17 protein-coding genes are annotated in these 18,951 nt (G+C 49.0%); 5 read left to right on the top strand and 12 right to left on the bottom strand.

Annotation, left to right across the window (positions count from 1 at the left end; translation table 11 throughout):
- Positions 1 to 7: 7 nt before the first annotated feature.
- From ACYVFD_RS03255 to ACYVFD_RS03210, 10 genes are all read right to left on the bottom strand, one after another.
- Positions 8 to 457, bottom strand: coding sequence for a hypothetical protein (locus tag ACYVFD_RS03255; RefSeq protein WP_461088318.1), 450 nt, complete (start codon positions 455 to 457; stop codon positions 8 to 10).
- 178 nt (positions 458 to 635) lie between these two features.
- Complete coding sequence (locus ACYVFD_RS03250) at positions 636 to 1,274, bottom strand: response regulator transcription factor (RefSeq protein WP_461088317.1); 639 nt, start codon at positions 1,272 to 1,274, stop codon at positions 636 to 638.
- Positions 1,275 to 1,311: 37 nt separating this feature from the next.
- On the bottom strand, positions 1,312 to 3,240 hold the full coding sequence (locus ACYVFD_RS03245) for a tetratricopeptide repeat-containing sensor histidine kinase (protein WP_461088316.1): 1,929 nt from the start codon (positions 3,238 to 3,240) through the stop codon (positions 1,312 to 1,314).
- A 281-nt stretch (positions 3,241 to 3,521) separates the two neighbouring features.
- A complete protein-coding gene (locus ACYVFD_RS03240; protein WP_461088315.1) occupies positions 3,522 to 4,853 on the bottom strand; it encodes a sensor histidine kinase in 1,332 nt (443 codons plus the stop codon).
- Positions 4,854 to 5,136: 283 nt separating this feature from the next.
- Positions 5,137 to 7,458 (bottom strand): glycoside hydrolase family 65 protein, encoded by a 2,322-nt coding sequence (locus ACYVFD_RS03235; protein WP_461088314.1) that lies wholly within the window; start codon positions 7,456 to 7,458, stop codon positions 5,137 to 5,139.
- Between the two features lie 23 nt (positions 7,459 to 7,481).
- Positions 7,482 to 7,925, bottom strand: coding sequence for a type II toxin-antitoxin system VapC family toxin (locus tag ACYVFD_RS03230; RefSeq protein ID WP_461088313.1), 444 nt, complete (start codon positions 7,923 to 7,925; stop codon positions 7,482 to 7,484).
- A 219-nt stretch (positions 7,926 to 8,144) separates the two neighbouring features.
- Complete coding sequence (locus tag ACYVFD_RS03225; RefSeq protein ID WP_461088312.1) at positions 8,145 to 8,723, bottom strand: DinB family protein; 579 nt, start codon at positions 8,721 to 8,723, stop codon at positions 8,145 to 8,147.
- Between the two features lie 93 nt (positions 8,724 to 8,816).
- Positions 8,817 to 9,422: a nucleotidyltransferase family protein gene (locus tag ACYVFD_RS03220; RefSeq protein WP_461088311.1), complete on the bottom strand. Its 606-nt coding sequence runs from the start codon at positions 9,420 to 9,422 to the stop codon at positions 8,817 to 8,819.
- 124 nt (positions 9,423 to 9,546) lie between these two features.
- Positions 9,547 to 10,305: a tRNA pseudouridine(38-40) synthase TruA gene (gene truA, locus ACYVFD_RS03215; protein ID WP_461088310.1), complete on the bottom strand. Its 759-nt coding sequence runs from the start codon at positions 10,303 to 10,305 to the stop codon at positions 9,547 to 9,549.
- 316 nt (positions 10,306 to 10,621) lie between these two features.
- Positions 10,622 to 11,803, bottom strand: a complete 1,182-nt coding sequence (locus ACYVFD_RS03210; protein ID WP_461088309.1) for a helix-turn-helix domain-containing protein — start codon at positions 11,801 to 11,803, stop codon at positions 10,622 to 10,624.
- 207 nt (positions 11,804 to 12,010) lie between these two features.
- Between ACYVFD_RS03210 and ACYVFD_RS03205 the strand changes: the two genes are divergently transcribed.
- From ACYVFD_RS03205 to ACYVFD_RS03185, 5 genes are all read left to right on the top strand, one after another.
- Entirely contained in the window at positions 12,011 to 13,444 is a 1,434-nt protein-coding gene (locus ACYVFD_RS03205; RefSeq protein ID WP_461088308.1) for an aldehyde dehydrogenase family protein, read from the top strand.
- Between the two features lie 107 nt (positions 13,445 to 13,551).
- Positions 13,552 to 14,565, top strand: coding sequence for a bile acid:sodium symporter family protein (locus ACYVFD_RS03200; RefSeq protein ID WP_461088307.1), 1,014 nt, complete (start codon positions 13,552 to 13,554; stop codon positions 14,563 to 14,565).
- A 120-nt stretch (positions 14,566 to 14,685) separates the two neighbouring features.
- Positions 14,686 to 15,087 (top strand): hypothetical protein, encoded by a 402-nt coding sequence (locus ACYVFD_RS03195; protein ID WP_461088306.1) that lies wholly within the window; start codon positions 14,686 to 14,688, stop codon positions 15,085 to 15,087.
- Between the two features lie 206 nt (positions 15,088 to 15,293).
- Positions 15,294 to 16,670 carry a GH1 family beta-glucosidase gene (locus ACYVFD_RS03190; protein WP_461088305.1) on the top strand — a complete coding sequence of 459 codons (1,377 nt, stop codon included), beginning with the start codon at positions 15,294 to 15,296 and terminating at the stop codon, positions 16,668 to 16,670.
- A gap of 97 nt (positions 16,671 to 16,767) precedes the next feature.
- Positions 16,768 to 18,045, top strand: coding sequence for an acetyl-CoA hydrolase/transferase family protein (locus tag ACYVFD_RS03185; RefSeq protein ID WP_461088304.1), 1,278 nt, complete (start codon positions 16,768 to 16,770; stop codon positions 18,043 to 18,045).
- Between the two features lie 21 nt (positions 18,046 to 18,066).
- Here the strand turns inward: ACYVFD_RS03185 and ACYVFD_RS03180 are convergent, their stop codons facing one another.
- Positions 18,067 to 18,423, bottom strand: a complete 357-nt coding sequence (locus tag ACYVFD_RS03180; RefSeq protein WP_461088303.1) for a hypothetical protein — start codon at positions 18,421 to 18,423, stop codon at positions 18,067 to 18,069.
- Positions 18,424 to 18,464: 41 nt separating this feature from the next.
- A complete protein-coding gene (locus ACYVFD_RS03175) occupies positions 18,465 to 18,935 on the bottom strand; it encodes a hypothetical protein (RefSeq protein WP_461088302.1) in 471 nt (156 codons plus the stop codon).
- Positions 18,936 to 18,951: the final 16 nt, after the last annotated feature.

Below are 18,951 nucleotides of genomic sequence, written 5' to 3'. Positions count from 1 at the left end.
GGCCGATCTATTTGGACGCGTTGAACTTTAAGGCCAGTGATTCACCCGATTGTGCGTCCGTTTCCGACAGGTTGAAGATAATCGAACCACCGTCGGCATCGGCCACCAGCTCGCCATCGACATAGAGGCCATACGCTTCGCTGGATTTCTGCACTTCAACATTATCAATATCAATAGACGCATCCTGCTGACCAGTGGCTTTGAGCGTGAGGGTCATCGTAACATGATCGTCGTCGGTAGCGGTCAGTCGTACTGTACCCGAAATGGTTTGTCCGCCTTGCGAGTATGGGAGTTTGGGCAGGTCGATCTCGTCGGTACCGGCTGCGTAGTAGAAAGAAGTTAGTTTATACGAGCCCGCAACGGCTTCGGCGGGTTTCCGCGGATTTACGTCGTTATCCCCTTTTTTACAGGCGCTGAAAATCAATACGAATCCTACGAAAAGAATGAGCGTTTTCATGATGCTTGGCTGTTTTACATTGGCGATTACCGTCAATCACCGAGGCAAAACTATCCACCCAACCAAGGCCCATCAATACCGCATTTGTATGATTTTAATGATTGAATTATTGAATGATAGAATGATTGAATAAGCTCTCTTTCCGTCTATTCAATCATTCTATCATTCAATAATTCAATCATTGTCTTCTCCCTAGGTACTTATTCACGGCTTCCACTTTGGAGTGGACCTGGAGCTTTTCGTAGATGTTGAAGATGTGTTTGCGAACGGTCGTTGGGCTAACGAATAACTCTTCGGCAACTTCTTTATGACTATGACCTTTCGACAGTCGATCCAGAATTTCGCGTTCGCGAGGGGTCAGTACGTCCAGTTCGCTGGTAGCCGTGGGGCTTACATGAAAGGAAACAGCGATTTTACGAGCAATGGTGCTGCTCATGGGTGATCCACCTTCGTATAGTTCCTGAATGGCTTCGAGCAGTTTGTGGGGTGGGCTACGCTTCAGAATATAGGAGTTAGCGCCCGCTTTGAGGGCTTCGAACACGGTTTCGTCCTCGTCGTACATGGTACACATCATAAACTGCGTTTGGGTACACAGGGCTTTGAGGTGTCGTACACAGTCGATACCGTTCATGCCCGGCAGATCGATGTCCATCAGCACAACATCCACGCAATGACCCGGTAGATACGCCAGTGCCGCTTCGGCCGTTTCGAAGGTAGCCTGACAAGCAAATCCATCGGCTCCGTCGACCAGAATGGCTAGCGATTGACGGATTGGCTCTTTGTCTTCAACGATGGCAACCGTAATGGGGGTTTTCATCCAGCAATATTGACCGTTTTTTCAATTCAATGCTATACTACGTTTGTAGTATTTTGTCCATAGCGACAGGTGGGTATGGATATGTAATTTTTACGTGTGTACCCGCCGAAGTCGAAATAATTTCGCACGTTCCGCCCGATTCGGCCATACGATTCTGCATATTTCCCAGTCCATTCCGCAAAGACGACCTTTCAGAAGGTGTAAATCCATGCCCGTTGTCGGCTACCTCAATTACTAGTTGGTCTGTTTCCGGGCGCATTATCAGCGTCACCCGTGTAGCCTGCGCGTGTTTGACCACGTTGTTGAGCGCTTCTTTCACCGTCAGAAACACGTTCCGGCGGTCAGTCCCTCGCATGGCAATCTCCTGGGGTGATTCGTGAACATCCGTTTTCAGAATAAGGGGTGTATTGTCGATAAATTCGCTGGCATACGACCGGGTGTAGGCGATCAGGCCGTTCAGGCTGTCGTTTTTGGTGTTCAGCGACCAGATGATCTCGTTCATGGCCGTTACCATCTCAGCCGATATGCTCGAAATCTTTTCAATTTCGGGCGTGGTGTTTGGCCCCATCCGACTTTTCACTACCTCACTCAGTAACCCAATCGCTGTCAGGGAAGCCCCCAGATCGTCGTGCATCTCTTTCGAAATTCGTAATCGTTCCTTCTGCTGCCCCTGCAATTCCGACTGCACCACGGCCAGTTCGCGCTCACGCTGAGCCGCCAGCAAGGCATTATGAGCTGACTGTTGGCGCTGGCGGGTATACAGGTAAGCGAACCCCAACGCGCCGATAATGCCAACGACAAGCAGTCCAACAATAAGAAGCCATAAATTCTGACGCGCCTGTTTTTCCTGTAACAGATCGATGTGACGTTGTTTTTCGGCCAACTGCTGTCGCGCTTCTGCCTGTTTGAGTTTCACTTCATATTCTTCTAATAACACTTTCGTTTCTTTGGTAGTCAGCGAGTCCTTAATACCCATGAGCTTATCCATCCACTCTACCGACGCTTTATAATCCTTAAGACCATAACTGGCCAGTAAGTATTCGCGGTAAATATTATCCAGCTCGGTTAAGCCAGGTTTGGTTTTTTCGGCAAGTGCATTCGCCTGATCAAGCATTTTTTTAGCCTGGCGATAATCGCCCGTCTGGTTAAGCGTCTGAGCCAGCGACATGAGCTGATGGAGTTCATGACGAGGATTGTTTAGAACTCGGCTTAGCCTGAGCGATTCGCGTCGGTAATACAGGGCCGAATCATATCGCTTCGCAAGGGTGTACTCAAAACCCAGGTTATTATAGAGATTGACCATAAAATCGATGTCGGTTTTAGGGTCAATCCATTGTCTGGCCTTTCGATAATAAGAGAGCATCTCTCGGTTTTTGCCCAGGTCACTATATACCACACCCATATTGAAATAATCGCCGGCAATCGCCCGACGGTCGGCAGGTTCCTTCGTCCAGGTCGTATCAATTGCCAGGGCTCTACCATAGTAGTCGAGCGATTGCTGATACATTTTCTGGTGTTTATAAATTAATCCAAGGTTTTGATAAATGGCCGATATAGTACGCAGGCTCCCAAGTTGGCGCATATAAGTGGCGGCCTGTTGGTAGTTAGGGATAGCCTCCTGGTATCGGCCCATGTGTAGCGCTGTATTGGCTACGGCAAAATAACTAAGCCCCAGGTGCCGTTTTGACGTATCCTGTTTCGCTTTCTGTACAGCTGCCAGGGCAATTTTCCGGGCTTCTTCGTGTCGCCCCAGATTATTGAGTTGATAAGCCAGTAGTCGGATACTCTCAAAGTAACCTTTGGTAAAATTTATTTTCTTCGAGAAGGCAAAGGCTTTCTGGTAATAGGTCAATGCTGTGGTAGGTTGGCTGGTTTCGACAGCCTCTCCTTTTTTCAACAAAGCCATTACGTAACTGGTATCGGTCGGATTGGGAACAGACTGAGCAACGCTTGCTATAGCAACCATAACCAATACTCCCAATAATGGCAGACAAAGATAGAAACGAGTAAACATAGCCGCTGAACAGGTGCATTGATTAACAAAGATAATCGACTTGGTCAGTCATCATCTATCTGCAAATGGCAATTGGAGCGTGTGGTGTCAGATGTGAGCATCTGACCCTGTGAGGTTTCTCAAAACCGAACGGTGCAATAGGTTTTGAGAATCGCAGTGGCGAACCACCCCACAGGGTCGGTTAAAAGTAACCGAACCCACAGTAGACTCAGACATAACGTCGATGCATCCGTTTACTTAATCAAGGGCAGGGCAACGACGAAATCGGTTTCGGTTTCCTCTACAACTGGGGTTTCCTGACCCAGCAGCTGGTATTTCGACAGGATGTTTAATAGGCCTTTCTGCGTCGAGTTGACCCGGTTCGTTGATTTTCGCTGGAGTGTATTCCGTACACGTAACCAGCCATCTGGATTAGTATCCAACTGAATCGACAACGGCTGTTCGGCCGAAACGATGTTATGCTTTACCGCATTTTCGAGCAGCAGCTGAAGTGTCAAGGGCGGAAGCCTATACTGTAAAAAGCGGTCATCAACAGTTTTATCCAGATTTATGCCAGCGCCATAGCGGGTTTTAAGCAGATGGTAATACGACTCTACAAAGCCTAGTTCGGTTTGCAGGGTGGTCAACTCACTGCCATTGTTACGTAGCAGATACCGATACACGCTCGACATTTCATCGACAAACCGCTCAGCCTGTTTCGGATCATCGGCAATGAGCGACGACAGCGTATTGAGGCTGTTAAATAAAAAATGGGGGTTGAGCTGCGACTGTAAGGCCATCATCTGCACGGCCGACATCTGTTGCTGAAGCTTTTCGGTTGTTAGCTCTGACTCAAGCCGCTGTCGTTGTAAAAGCTCCCGCTCGCGGGCCAGGCGTTGCTCTACTATGGCACTTTTTATAGCCGCCCGACGCTGTCGATAGCCTAAAATCAGGGTGAAGCAGATCAGTTCGGCCAGTATCCCAAATTCAAAATAGGTCAGGGGTGCATCCAGAAACGAATCAGGCTCTTTCAGCTTAAGCCCCACCGCCGTCAATACCATCGAAGCGGCTCCGCCTATCAAAATAAATCCAGACCCGAGGGCTACATACTTCGGCACAACACCATTTAGTCGGTAGATGCGCCAGACGCCATATCCCGCCAGGCCAATCATGAAGAGTCGCATCGACGTATGGGCAACATCGTAAAGGGTCGGATACCACTCATCAACGACGAAACACAAAGCCGCCATTAAGACGACATAGGCCAGAATGAGCCCTTTGGCGGCCGTAAACCAGCGAAACAACACCGGCAACCGGTCCCGAATCTGAATCAGCGCATTGGCAAAATCGAAGTAGACGAAATAGGCAAACATAGGCGCGGCCACTCGCACAAAATACCAGGTGCTGTTTGATACGTAATGGTAAATCTCGGCCACCCTCAAACTAAAGTACACCAACCAGGCCAGCATATACAGCGTGTAAAGGCCATAGAGACGCTCGCGGTAAATGCCCCACTGCACGATGTTCAGCATTAAAATCGAGCTGACCATTCCCGTAAACAGCAGATTCCAGGTGGTAAACGTCATGAAGTACGATCTCAGTTAGGTAAAAGCGCTTAAGATGGTCATTTTCAGTAAAATCCGTCAACCATTTACCGAATGAACCGGCAGTTCGTCCCTATGAAGCATCATAAAGTGGATATGAACCGTCATTCAGTCTTTAAGCAGTAACCGGGCAAATTTACCGATCACTGCCATACAGAACACACAACCTTTGTTCATATGCCATCTATAAAAAATGTGGGCTTTCTACGCCTGAACGGCATAAAAAGCCCACTCCAATTTAGTAACTGTATTAAGATCAGATTGGTTATGCCTCAACTTTACTACCCACCGTTTTTTTGCTTTCGGGTTTCACCACGACCTCTTTCCCAAACAGACGGAGGGTTACTGGCTCCCCAGAATAGTTGTGAACCGTAGTGTCGGTCTGAGTAGTTGTTACTTCCAGGAGTGCATTCCGGAACCGGATCTTAAATGAGAAGGCCGTCCAGTTATCGGGGCAAGAGGGATTCAACACCAACTGCTGGTTTTCGACCCGCAATCCGCCAAAGCCTTTCACCACGGCCAGCCAGGTTCCGGCCATGCTGGTAATGTGGCAGCCATCTTCGGTATCGTTATTATAGTCATCAAGGTCGAGCCGGGCGGTGCGGAGGTACATTTCGTAGGCCTTCTTTTTGAGACCTAGTTTCGAGGCTAAGATGCTGTGTACACAGGGTGATAGCGACGACTCATGAACCGTCATGGGTTCGTAAAACTCAAAGTTACGTCGGAGTGTATCCGTATTGAACTCGTCTTCAAAGAAGTAAATTCCCTGCAACACATCGGCCTGTTTGATGAAACACGATCGCAGAATTCGATCCCACGACCAGTTCTGATTAATGGGCCGCTGCCCTTTCGGAATGTCCGAAACCGGCATCAGGTCTTTATCCAGGAAACCTTCCTGTTGCAAAAACACACCCATTGATTCATCGGCTGGCAGGTACATGTTATCGATGATCTGCCGGGCGGTGGCCAGTTCTTTCTCTTCACGGAAATGAATCCGGTCGATCAGTTCGGCATATTTTGCGGGGTCCAGTTCCTTAACTTTAGCTACCGATTCGGAGGTATAGCGGAGTGTCCAGGCGGCTATGTAATTAGTGTACCAGTTGTTATTGACGTTGTTTTCATACTCATTAGGGCCCGTCACACCCAGCATCACGTACTTTTCCTTCGCCTTCGACCAGTTGACGCGCTGGCTCCAGAACCGACTGATGGCAATAAGAACCTCCAGCCCATAATCGACCAGATACTGCTCATCGCCCGTGTACCGAACGTAATCGTAGATGGCGTAGGCAATGGCCCCGTTCCGGTGAATTTCTTCGAACGTAATTTCCCATTCGTTATGGCATTCTTCACCGTTCATCGTCACCATCGGATACAGAGCTGCACCCGCCCGGAAACCTAATTTCTGCGCGTTTTCGATGGCTTTCCCAAGCTGCTTATACCGATATACCAGCAGGTTTCTGGCTACTTTCTGATCGGAGGTGGCGAGGTAGAAAGGCAAACAGTACGCTTCGGTATCCCAATAGGTCGAACCGCCGTATTTTTCGCCCGTAAAGCCTTTGGGGCCAATATTCAACCGTTCGTCTTCGCCCGTATAGGTCTGATTCAACTGAAAAATATTGAACCGAATACCTTGCTGAGCGGCAATGTCGCCTTCAATAACAATGTCGGCCATTTTCCACTTATCGGCCCAGGCCTGCTTCTGCTCAAAGAGCATTTTATCGAAGCCTTTACGCGTAATTCGCTGGATATAGTGCCGGGCCTCTTTGATAATGGTATCGGAGTCGTAATTCAGCGACGACAGATTGACTCCGAATTTATAAATAACTGTTTCCTGCCCTTGCCGACAGTCGAGCGTAATCCGATTGGCCACATACTTTTCATACTTGATCGGCTGGGATTGATAATCAACCCGAACGCCATCCTGCTCGATCTCAACGCACATTCCCGTAGCGACGTGAAAGCCCGTTTTGCGCGTCCGCAGTTCGATGTATGCTTCGCCATAGCCCGTTTCCTTCCGTACTTCATCCCAGAAGGTTTCGTCGTAGTTGGCGTCACGGTTGCGGATGTCGCCGTCGATATAGGGAGTTATGGTAATTTTGGCGTCGAAGTTCAGGGGTTTGATAGCATAGCGAATGGCTCCCGATTCGTCGTCGACAATCGAACAGAATCGTTTGGCAATGACCTGTACTTCCTTGCCGCTTTTCAGCCGGGCGATAAACGAACGCTCCAGAAAACCTTCCTGCATATTCAGCACCCGCCGAAAATCGCGCACCTCACAATGTGCCAGATCGAGCGTTTCGTATTCAATATCGATGTCGATGCCAATCCAGTTGGCCGCGTTCAGGACTTTGGCGAAGTACTCGGGATAGCCGTTTTTCCACCAGCCTACGCGGGTTTTGTCGGGATAATACACGCCGGCCACGTAGTTGCCCTGAAGGGTTTTGCCGGTAAATTTTTCTTCAAAGTTTCCCCGCTGCCCTAACCGGCCATTGCCGAGTGACATCAGGCTTTCGGTAATTTCGTTATAGTCACGGTGAAAACCTTCTTCAACAATGTTCCAGGGGTCTTGGGTCAAATACTGTTTCATTCAAATCATAGGTTATATATTTTTTACAGGGTATTCGGGTTCCAGGTAATGTAGCCTAGTTCACGAGCTAACCCGTTCATTCGTTCATCAGCACTAGCCAGAATCACAGTCGGATACGGAAGCTGTTGGAAAGTTGCCAATTGAATAGAATCCAATGTACGTAGCGAATGTCGAACAGCAAATGTCTGAATCAACTGTTCAGCCGACCGACAAACCTCTCTACTAATCGGTTCAATGTAAAAATTAGTTAAGGATTCCTCAAATGCCTGCATGGCATTTAGCCATTCTTGATGGTCAATTTGACTTGTACGGCATTTGGTAGCCAGCGAACTTTTGATTTCAATACAAGCCAATTGCGAAATAAATATGTAGGTATCAGGGTCCTGAATAATAGCGGTTACCTGCTCAGTTCCTTTTTCGTTTGTATAGTATTTAACTAACGCTGAGGAATCAAAAAAATAGATCATATTCTATCTTCACGTTCGACAATGGTAGACTGGCTAATAGAACCGCTAACGTCTTCCAATGCCTTTCGCACAGTTAAATATGCGTTGTTCTTGGTCCGGCGCGGGGGCAATTGCCCTTGCAATTCTATAATATACTGTGACACCTTCGCCAGTTCCGCTTCTGACAGTTGATTCAGCTGAGAAGATACTTGTTCTTTAAGGCTCATAACCAGTTATTCATTAAGACTGAGCAAAAGTACCCAATTCTGCTTTAACTCGCAGAGCTTGCTTTAGATGCCGCTCGGTATGGGCCACCAACATCAGAAACGCGTCGCCCAGCCGAATCTTGATCCAGTTACCAAACAGCGTCATAACTTTGTCCTGATTCCAGTCGAGATAAACCGCTTTATCCAACAAGTCGCGCAGCAGCGTTTGTAGATCCATAAATTGACTCAGCACATCAGCCGGATTTAGGTCGGGGGCCGATCGGGGACGAATCATGCCGGGTGCGGGTAGTTTAACTTTCCCTTGTGGATCTACCGCAAACAGCAGCGCTTTTCCTACCCAATCGCTTTGCAACACCTGGTCCGTTGCTACGGTCTGGACTAAACCCAACTTATCGACTTTATGCTGAATATTTCGAATGTAGAATCGTTCGGCCAGATTCAGGTGCTGTAAACACTCGACAATACTCCAGCGGTCGGGGGCCGGTTTCCAGCGAAGTTGCCCGTCGGTCAGCGAACCAAACTCCTGTTCTACCGTTTGCAGAATCGCCGAAACTCGCCGTTGGAGATCATGAGCCGTTGTAAGTTTTTGCATATAGTTAAACGCAGAAATACCAGAAACACAGAGACCGACTCGCAATATATCTATAAAACTTGGAGCCCGTTGTGTCTCTGTGTTTAGTCAAACCTAGTGTGCTTCCATATGTGCCTGTTGAAATAACTCAACATCCCGTTTGGTATTCAAATCGATCGAGCCCGCTTCAAATGGCACTTCGGCACAATCGTCCCGGTGACGGACAATGATCCATTGCAGGCTTTTATCGCCGTCTAACTGAAGTAGTTCCGTGATATAATCACGATGGAAGATAGCGGGTACTCCGATCTGTGTTCCGTATCGACAGGCGATAATCCCTTTGTCCAACTCGTTTCGCACCTCAAGCATATGCAGTAATAGCCCAAGCGACACCAATGGCTGATCGGTATGAAGTACCAATAGACCATCTATATCTTTATGTGTCAGGTAGAGTGCCGCCAGTCCTGTTTTCAATGAAGATGCCTGACCGGAAGCCCAGCCAGGATTATCGATAAGTGTGACAGGCAATCCTGTCAGCTCTGGTATAATTTGTTCGCGATTGGCCCCAAGCACGACCACCACTGGGCCACGTTGCAGGGCTAAAGCACTTTCGGTAATCCGTCGGATGAGGGTTTGCCCTTTGTAAATCAACAATTGTTTGGGATCACCACCCATACGGGAAGAGTCGCCCGCAGCTAATATGATTGTTCCTATTCTCAAGAGACGTTGTTTTTGCTTCAAGACGAATGTAGGAAAAAGTAGTGAGTAGTTAGGAGCGAGGAGTGAGAATAGCTGACGCAACAAGAGAAAATATGCGTCAGCTATTCTCACTCCTCGCTCCTAACTACTCACTACTTTTATTAGTAAACACCTCTATCGGGTACCCTACCTGTACAAGGGCCAGCCCTTCGGCCGGAGCCGCTCGCCCGGCCTGTCTGCGATCACGAGCCAGGATGATTCGCTCAACATCAGCCACGGAGAGTCGCCCTTGCCCTACAGCCAGCAATGTGCCAACTATAGCCCGTACCATACCATGCAGAAATCGATTTGCCCGGATGTGAAACACTAAATCGCCAGTCGGTTTTTGCTCCCAATAGGCCCAATAGATCTGACAATGGAACGTTCGAACGTCGGTTTTCACTTTACTAAAACTTTCAAAATCAGTATGATTCAGAAAAAGAGAGGCTGCTTCGTTCATCTGCTCTACAGCCAGTGACGGCGTAAACACATAAGCAAGTCCTTCCATGAACGGGTCTTTCCGCCGGATAATCTGGTATTGATAATAGCGAAAGGTAGCTGTATAACGAGTGTGATCGTCGGCTCGTACGGGAAAGCAGTCATAGACAGCAATATCGGGTGGAATCAGGCTGTTCAACGAACGTAACAAATGCGCGGGAAGTGAAGCTTCGGTTTCGAAATGGGCAAATTGCTCACGGGCATGTACACCCGCATCGGTTCGGCCGCTGCCCACAATGGTTATGGATTGACGTAATACGGTCGAAAGGGCTGTTTCGAGTACTTCCTGAACACTCAGTCCATTCGGCTGACGCTGCCAGCCGTGGTAGTTGGTTCCTCGATAAGCCAATTGAAGAAAATAACGCATAGCCGCAAAAATACGGTCTTATCCGCGTATCTGAACAGCAGGGGCTTTGGTACCCGGAAAAACCAGTGTCCAAAGCCCCATTCTTAGAGGAAGGGGCGAAAAAGCGATACGAACTAAACTGATTGAGCAGGCTTGTTGATTACGTATTCGTATCGAGAACAGCAACTTTTACCTTTAAAAGCAGGTGACCACGTTGGTATACTCCCCAACGACTAATCGGTAGATAGAGTTCTATTTTATTGTTTCAAGTTTAAGGTTTCAGGTTGGCTGGCGCATCAATAAGTTTTGCGCCAGCCAACCTGAAACCTTAAACAGATTACAGTCTTTCCACTTCAAATCGCATCTCTTCGATGAGTTGCCGAAGCCGATCCATATTGGGCGGAAGCGGGGGCATGGTCTGACTCACAAAAGCACAAACCTCCCAAACCTCCAGTACTTCCTTTAAGGCAATTTCAAGATTCGGAATATCGGCCCGGTCGGCAGTTAGCAATAAAGTCCCTTTTATTTTTACCTGATTATACACACGTCGACAACAGATCCCCGACCCCGCCGAGGCAACCAAGAGTACATACTGCTTTCCATCGGAAATATCGAACCAATTCCGGATAAACCGACCGACAAGCAGCGCCCCCGGAAATACGAAATCATCTCCTGCCTCAAACGCGCGGTAATGGCCTTCGGGCAAGGTGGGCAGTTGCATAGCTGGCAATCGATACAGGAAATCGGGTTGCTGATGTCGTTGTCTATACTCACCAAAGAGCCGCTGCATGACCACCGGAATACTGGGAGCTACCGACTGTGATCCACCCGAAGCGGGTACCGATCCAAACGAGTCCTTATATACGTTATTGAATGTCAGCGGCTCCTCCTGTCGGGGAGCAGGCATCGTTGACCTTGGAATCGAAGACTGACCAAAGAGTTCATCGACAGCCGGTTGGACTGGCTGATTGATAGGCCGAACACTCGGCTGCACCGACTGAAACGAGGCTGGCTGGCGTGACTGTTCTGGCCGAATTGGCGACGTAATCACGGGCGGTCCCGGTATAGGATGCTCGGTTGGTCGGCGGGATTCTTCCTGGGTTTTGTAATACTTGTTCAGTACCGACGATAAAGGTTGTGGCTCGGGGATCGATGGTGACGGCTGGGCAAAAATATCCGGGAAATCGGGATGTTGAAATGGGTCGTTTTCGTCCGCGTCAAGCTTTCCGTCGGTACGAATAGACGAGGACCGTGAATCTATTGGTTTTGAAGCTTGCCCAAGCGGGATACTTAGATTCGGGGTTTCGCGAATTTTCCGCAGGTCCTGCCGCGTCAATAACTCAACGGTTGTGTTGAACGCTTTGGCAATCGCCTGCATGTTCTGCTGATTCGGATTGGCACGGCCCTCCTCATAAGCTCCAAGTAGCGAACGCTTTATATTAATTTTTCGAGAGAATTGCTCCTGCGTCAACCCATTGAGCTTGCGCAGGTAGCGGATATTATCACTAACGAGCGACATCCAATATTGGTGATAAAGTTTCAGCTAAGATAAACGATTCATCCTGTAAATCCATATCAACCATTATTTTGTATTTTTATCGTAAAAAGTATTCGGTTTACGGTTTTCAGTTTACGGTGGACTATCGCAACCTTGAACCAGTCTATCAGCAACACGTTTAACTAATCTTTCCAAAACCGAATACGGTAAACCGTAACCCTTTACCCTATGACCACTTCAGCTCCGAAAATTGACGTTCACCCTACGATTCAGGCTGCCTTTGATGCCCAGCGTCGGCAGGCTCCTCAACAGGCGCTGACCACTGTTGACCAGCGAAGCGAACGCATCCGACGCATCCAAACCTGGATTACGGTTCATGAAAAGGACATTCAGCAGGCCATGTATGATGATTTTCGGAAACCATCGGCCGAAGTCATGATCGGCGACCTGATTCCACTTCATGCCGAAATCAAGTATGCGCTCCGACATCTGAAGGGCTGGATGAAACCTCAGGCGTTACCCACTCCATTACCCCTGCTCGGAACGCGCAGCTACATCCGTCATGAACCCAAAGGGAATGTGTTGATCATCTCGCCCTGGAATTATCCGGTTTCGTTGAGTATCCGTCCGCTGGTATTAGCCCTTGCGGCTGGGAATGTAGCTATTCTGAAACCGTCTGAACTGACACCCCACACCTCGGCGCTACTCAGGCAGATGATAAGCGAGCTGTTTCCGCCGGAAGAAGTCGTTGTCTTTGAAGGGGATGCGATGGTTTCACAGGCGCTGCTTGACCTACCATTTAACCACATCTTTTTCACCGGAAGCCCGGCCGTTGGTCGGGTTGTCATGACGGCTGCGGCCAAACACTTAGCCTCGGTAACACTCGAACTCGGTGGTAAATCACCGGCCATTATCGATGAATCAGCTAATTTAAGCCAGGCTGCCGAACAACTGGCCTGGGGCAAATGTCTGAATGCGGGCCAAACCTGCATTGCGCCCGACTATGTGCTGGTACATCAGTCGGTTAAATCGCCGTTTCTACAACTCCTTCAGGAGCGCTTACGAAAAATGTACAGCCCCGATGGTCAATCCGTCGTCGAATCGTCGGACAGTTATGCCCGGATTGTCAACAACCGCCATTTTCAACGACTGCACCAAACACTGACCGATGCGCTGGCCAAAGGGGCTACTATTGCGTATGGCGGGAAGGTGAACCCTGCCCAAAATTTCCTCGAACCCACCGTACTGGAAAACGTGACGGACGACATGCAGGTGATGCAGGATGAAATCTTTGGGCCAATCTTACCGGTCGTCTCATTCAACGATCTGGATGAGGCTCTGCAAACAGTCAACCGACGTGAAAAGCCGTTGGCGCTTTACATTCATAGCCGCAACCGGGCGCATACAAACTATATTCTGGAGCATACGTCGGCAGGCGATACGGTAGTCAACGATGCGTTGATCCAATTCTCGGCTATTGATTTGCCTTTTGGGGGTGTCAATCACAGCGGCATCGGTAAGTCGAACGGGTTTCACGGATTTCAGGAATTCTCAAATCAACGGGGGGTGATGTACCGCGATTTCGGAACTATGAAATTCATTTATCCGCCCTATACCGACACCGTAAAAAAACTAATCAACTATATTGTGAAGCTGTTGTAGGGTTTAGACCTGTATTAGTAATCCCTTACGCTTACTTTTGGGCAAAAATCCCAAGACAACTCATTGCCCGACTGTTTCTCTGACAGCTCTCTGCCCAACGTTACCATATGACAAATTCCTCGTTAAGTAATCTACTGGCTCGGGTTGGCCTCGACTGGTTTATTCTGGCGTTGCTGGGCATGATCGGGCTGGCAAAACTCTGGCCGGAACCCGGTACACAGGAAGGACTTTTATCGCTCTCGTCGCTAGCCACCTATGGTGTTTCGGCCATCTTTTTCTTTTACGGACTTCGGCTGAATATGGATCAGCTACGAGCTGGTTTGCGCAATCATCGGCTGCATCTGGTTATTCATCTGACCACGTTTGTTCTGTTCCCGGCTATCGTTCTCCCGGTCCGCTCCCTGCTGATGACACCTGAAACCTCCTTACTATGGCTGGGTATTTTTTATGTGGCTGTCCTCCCCTCCACAGTATCCTCGTCGGTGGTTATGGTATCTATTGCAGGGGGGAACCTTCCGGCTGCTATTTTCAACGCCAGCATTTCGAGCCTGATCGGGGTATTCATTACGCCCCTCTGGATGAGCGTTTTGCTGACCAATACAAGCGGGCAGTATGATCTGGGCAGTGTGATTGGCAAATTAACAGTCCAGGTTATTGTACCCGTTATACTTGGTCTGCTGCTTAACAAACGGCTGGGCTGGTTTGCCAGTCGATATAAGACCTACCTGCGCTATGGCGATCAACTTACCATCCTGCTCATTGTGTATACGTCTTTCTCCGAATCGTTTTCGCTCAACCTGTTTGCCAACTACTCCCTGGGCGATCTGGCCTGGCTGGCGTCGCTGATGCTGGGATTATTTTTCCTGGTCTTTGGTCTGGTTTATCTCATCAGCCGGTTCATGAAATTTTCCAGGGAAGACAACATCACGGCCTTGTTTTGCGGCTCCAAAAAATCGCTGGTACAAGGCAGTGTTATGGCAAAAGTCCTGTTTCCAGCCACTACGGCCGGGGTTATGCTCCTGCCCATCATGATTTATCATGCGCTTCAGCTTATCATCGCCAGTATACTTGCCCAGGCAATGGCTCGCCAAACGAAAATTTCAGAGGTCATTCAGGAGTGATTTCAAGGGCTTCGTCGGGTCGAAACCGGCATTCAGCCAGAATGACCCATAGGCCGATTAAACGCTGGTGGTGGCTTTCCTTCTAAGAATCAGTAACGCACAATAAAACAGATACTGATCATGAAAAAGACCATCGCCACCGCCCTTACATTTTTCGCCTTTGCCACTACGGTAACCTTTGCTCAGGGCGTATATTCAAAACCTTTCGATAACCGTGCTCCCCAATATGGCGGCCAGCGCTACGATAGGGATCAATTCCAGGATGAGCTGAAAATAGACCGGATCGATGCCCTCGTTGGCTTATCCCGTCGTCAGGAAAAGCAACTGCATAAAATCGAGGACAATTACGACCGCATCATGCAGACGTCCCGCATGAGCCCTGATGGCCTTCGTCAGCTTCAGCTCCGCAAACGTCAGGATATGCTGGCCGTACTGACCTCGGCTCAACGCGATCGGTTATTTGCGGCCCAATCCAATACCCGTTATAACCGCAACATGCCTCCTTTCGGCCGTCGTGGCTAATAAATAGTAATGAAAAATGGATAATGGATAATGAAAAATGAAAAATGAAAAATGGTAGGCTATCAACCATTATTCATTATCCATTATCCATTATCCATTATTCATTATTCATTACCATACGCCTGTATATTAAATTATCGGGTTGGGGATTATCTTTTAGGGTAACCCGGTAGCTTTGCGCGTTCAGCAAACAACGCATACACGCTGTGTTACTTAACTCAACGCTACAAACTGATTTTGACCGTCATGCCTTTGGACCTGATTTTACCTGGGGGACTGCCACAGCCGCTTACCAGATTGAAGGAGCAGTAGACCGTGATGGACGCACACCTTCGGTATGGGATATATTCAGCAAACAGAAAGGGAAAATAAAAACCGGCGAAACGGCCGATAGTGCCTGCGAATTTTACGACCGCTACGAGTCCGACCTGTTGCTTCATAAAGAGCTGGGATTTAACGCGTTTCGCTTTTCGTTGTCGTGGCCTCGTATTTTGCCCGATGGAGTTGGCCCTCAGTCGGGCGGACGTATCAACGAAGCAGGAATCGCTTTTTATGATCGACTGATCGATCATTGTCTGGCGTTGGGTATTACTCCCTGGATTACCTTGTATCATTGGGATTTACCCCACGCCCTCGAACAGAAAGGTGGCTGGCCCAACCGGCAGATTGTCGATTGGTTTGCGGAGTTCACCAATATCTGTACCCTGGCTTTTGGCCATAAGGTTAAGCACTGGATTATTCTGAACGAGCCACTGGCGTTTTCGGTACTGGGCTACTTCACTGGTCAACACGCTCCGGGTCGGCGGAGTTTTCGGAATCTGTTGCCTGCTATCCACCATACAGCACTCGCTCAGGCAGAAGGTGGGCGGATTGTCCGACAAAACGTACCCGATGCGCACGTTGGCACCACGTTTTCCTGTTCGCCGATCGACCCATTTACTCCCCGCGACCAGGCGGCTGCTACGCGTGTCGATGCGCTGATGAACCGGCTTTTCATCGAACCCGCCCTTGGCCTGGGCTACCCTACCAGAGAATTACCGTTTTTAAGCGGCATTGCTAAAAAAGTAGCGAAACCCGGCGACATGGAACGGCTGGCGTTCGACTTCGACTTCATCGGCCTTCAGCACTACTTCCGTGCCGTGGTCGAGCAGTCGTATTTTATGCCGTATCTCTGGGCAAAAGACGTCTCTCCCCTCCGACGCAACGTACAAACGATTACCGAGATGGGCTGGGAAGTGAACCCGGATACTATGTACCGCATCATCCACCAGTTTGGGCAGTACGAAGGGGTCAGGAAAATCTACATTACCGAAAGTGGAGCGGCTTTCTACGATACGGTTCAGCAGGGTTTAGTCCATGATCCGGCCCGTATGAGTTACCACCAGAATTACCTAAAAAGTACGCTACAGGCAAAGCAGGAAGGCTTACCTGTAGCCGGTTATTTCGTCTGGACCTTTCTGGATAACTTTGAGTGGGCCGAAGGCTATAGACCCCGTTTTGGCCTTGTCTATGTCGACTTTCGGACCCAGAAACGGATTATAAAATCGTCAGGACGCTGGTTTCAGCAGTTCCTCAATGATTAATATCAGGCAGTCCGACCGTAGTTATCACAAAAACAGGCTGGGTCGGTTGGTAGTTTTGTCTTCGAATTCATTCATTTCTGACTAATACAACCACACAATGGCGTTTCATTTGCCCATTACCAGTCCAGAGAAAGCCGTTTCGGCCATTCAGTCCGGCAATCGTGTTTTTATCCATAGTGTTTCCCAAACTCCGCATACACTCATCCATGCCATGGTAGCCCGCGCCGATGAACTGCGCGATGTGGAGATTTGCCATATGCACACCGAAGGACCGTTGCCTTATTTGGACCGGCAATACCAGGCTTCGTTCCGACCGAATTCCTTTTTTATCGGCGCCAATATGCGGAAGCAGTTGGCCGATGGTATCGGTGATTACGTGCCTATTTTTCTGAGCGAAATACACCTGCTCTTCCAGCGAAATATCCTACCCATTGATGTAGCCCTTATTCAGGTTTCGCCCCCCGATGAGCATGGCTACTGTTCGCTGGGGGCTTCGGTCGACATCTCGCTGGCGGCCATTCATTCGGCTAAATACGTAATCGCTCAGATTAACCCCCGTGTACCTCGTACCCACGGCGATGGGCTTATTCCCGTTTCCTTATTACATGCCGCCGTTGAAGTCGATACGCCTATTTATGAGGTATTGCCCGCGCCGATCAGCGATCTGGATCGAAAAATTGGTCGTTACATTGCCGGGCTGGTCGATGATGGAGCTACGCTTCAGTTGGGTATTGGTGGAATTCCGAACGCTACGGTGGCCGAACTCATCCATCACAAACGGCTGGGAATTCACACCGAGATGTTTTCGGATGGCGTTATCGATCTGATCGAGCGGGGAGTCGTTACCGGCGAACACAAAGTAGTACTCCCCTATCGGGTTGTATCTTCCTTCGTAATGGGAAGTCATCGAGTGTATGACTTTATCAACGACAACCCCGGTGTAGCGATGAAGCAGACCAGCTTCACCAACGATACGGCTATAATCCGCCGAAATCCTAAGGTAACGGCCATCAATTCGGCCATTGAAATTGATCTGACCGGGCAGGTCTGCGCCGATACGATTGGTACCTACCAGTATTCGGGCGTTGGCGGGCAGATGGACTTTGTTCGGGGCGCTACGCTGTCGGAGGGAGGAAAACCCATTATTGCTTTAGCGTCTACAACCAGCAGGGGCGAAAGTAAAATTGTTCCGTTTCTGAAAGAAGGGGCGGGTGTTACCACCACCCGAGCCCATGTACACTACATCGTGACGGAGTACGGCATTGCCGACTTGTACGGTAAAAATCTCCGTCAACGCGCCCGTGCCCTGATCGACATCGCCCACCCCGATCATCGGGAGACGCTGGAGCGGAAAGCGCACGAACGGTTTAAATAACGGAGGGCTATCACAGTAGACCTACCCCAGGTTAATCAATTCTGCCGTGACGGCACTATCGGCAGCTACCGACTTAGCAAAGGGCATGTGACCTTTAGGGGTAAGTAGATAGAGCTGGCCACCTCCACGTAACGCTAATTGATTGAGCAGTTTGAGCTTAGAGATCAACCCATCTACCGGGTCGGTTTTAAGTACGACGGTAAAGTAGGATTTCTGCTCAAACTGCTGAGCCGTTACATCGGGAATAAATGTTTGACCATCCTGTTGGCGACCAAAGCCGCCTGGTTTTGGATACCCTTCTATATTGGCCTTAATGTCAACAAAACCACGGGATCTAGCCCAGGCAACCGCTTGGGCAATGTAAATCTGTTTGCTCATTTGCAGAATTGAATTGTCAAGAAATAGTTTAATAGAGTTGCTTATGACGGTAACGAAAAGGACTGTTCCAGTTCAGTAACAGCCCGTCGGATATGACGGTTCAGATAAACTCGCTGGTCATCGATAAAGAAAGCCTGTTCATCATCGAATCCAACGGAGAAAAAACAGCCGTTGGCAAAATACCCCCAGCCCTCATTCGTGTATCGGTTTAAGCGATTGGCAGCAAGCTGGCCAGGCTTTTCGGCAGGTAGACCGGGCAGGCAATCATTCATCCAGTTAATCAACGAGGTAATGTCCTGTATTTTACCGTTTACACCCACATCGTCCAGGAAATCAACGCGTTTACCCGCCTGATCGGCCAGCACCAATACGCTGTGGAGCAACTTGATTAATTGAGTAAATTCTGATTTCCAGGGATCGTCTTCGGATGTATTGAGGTTGAATACGGGCGAATTCAGCGCTGTACGTATCGTTAGTAAGTAATTTTTGAGCGGATTGCTGTTGGGCTGCATGATAGAGGGCGTATAC

Source organism: Spirosoma gilvum (assembly GCF_054776815.1).
The sequence above is the reverse complement of the archived record's forward strand: the minus strand, read 5'-3'. Positions and strand labels throughout refer to the sequence as shown.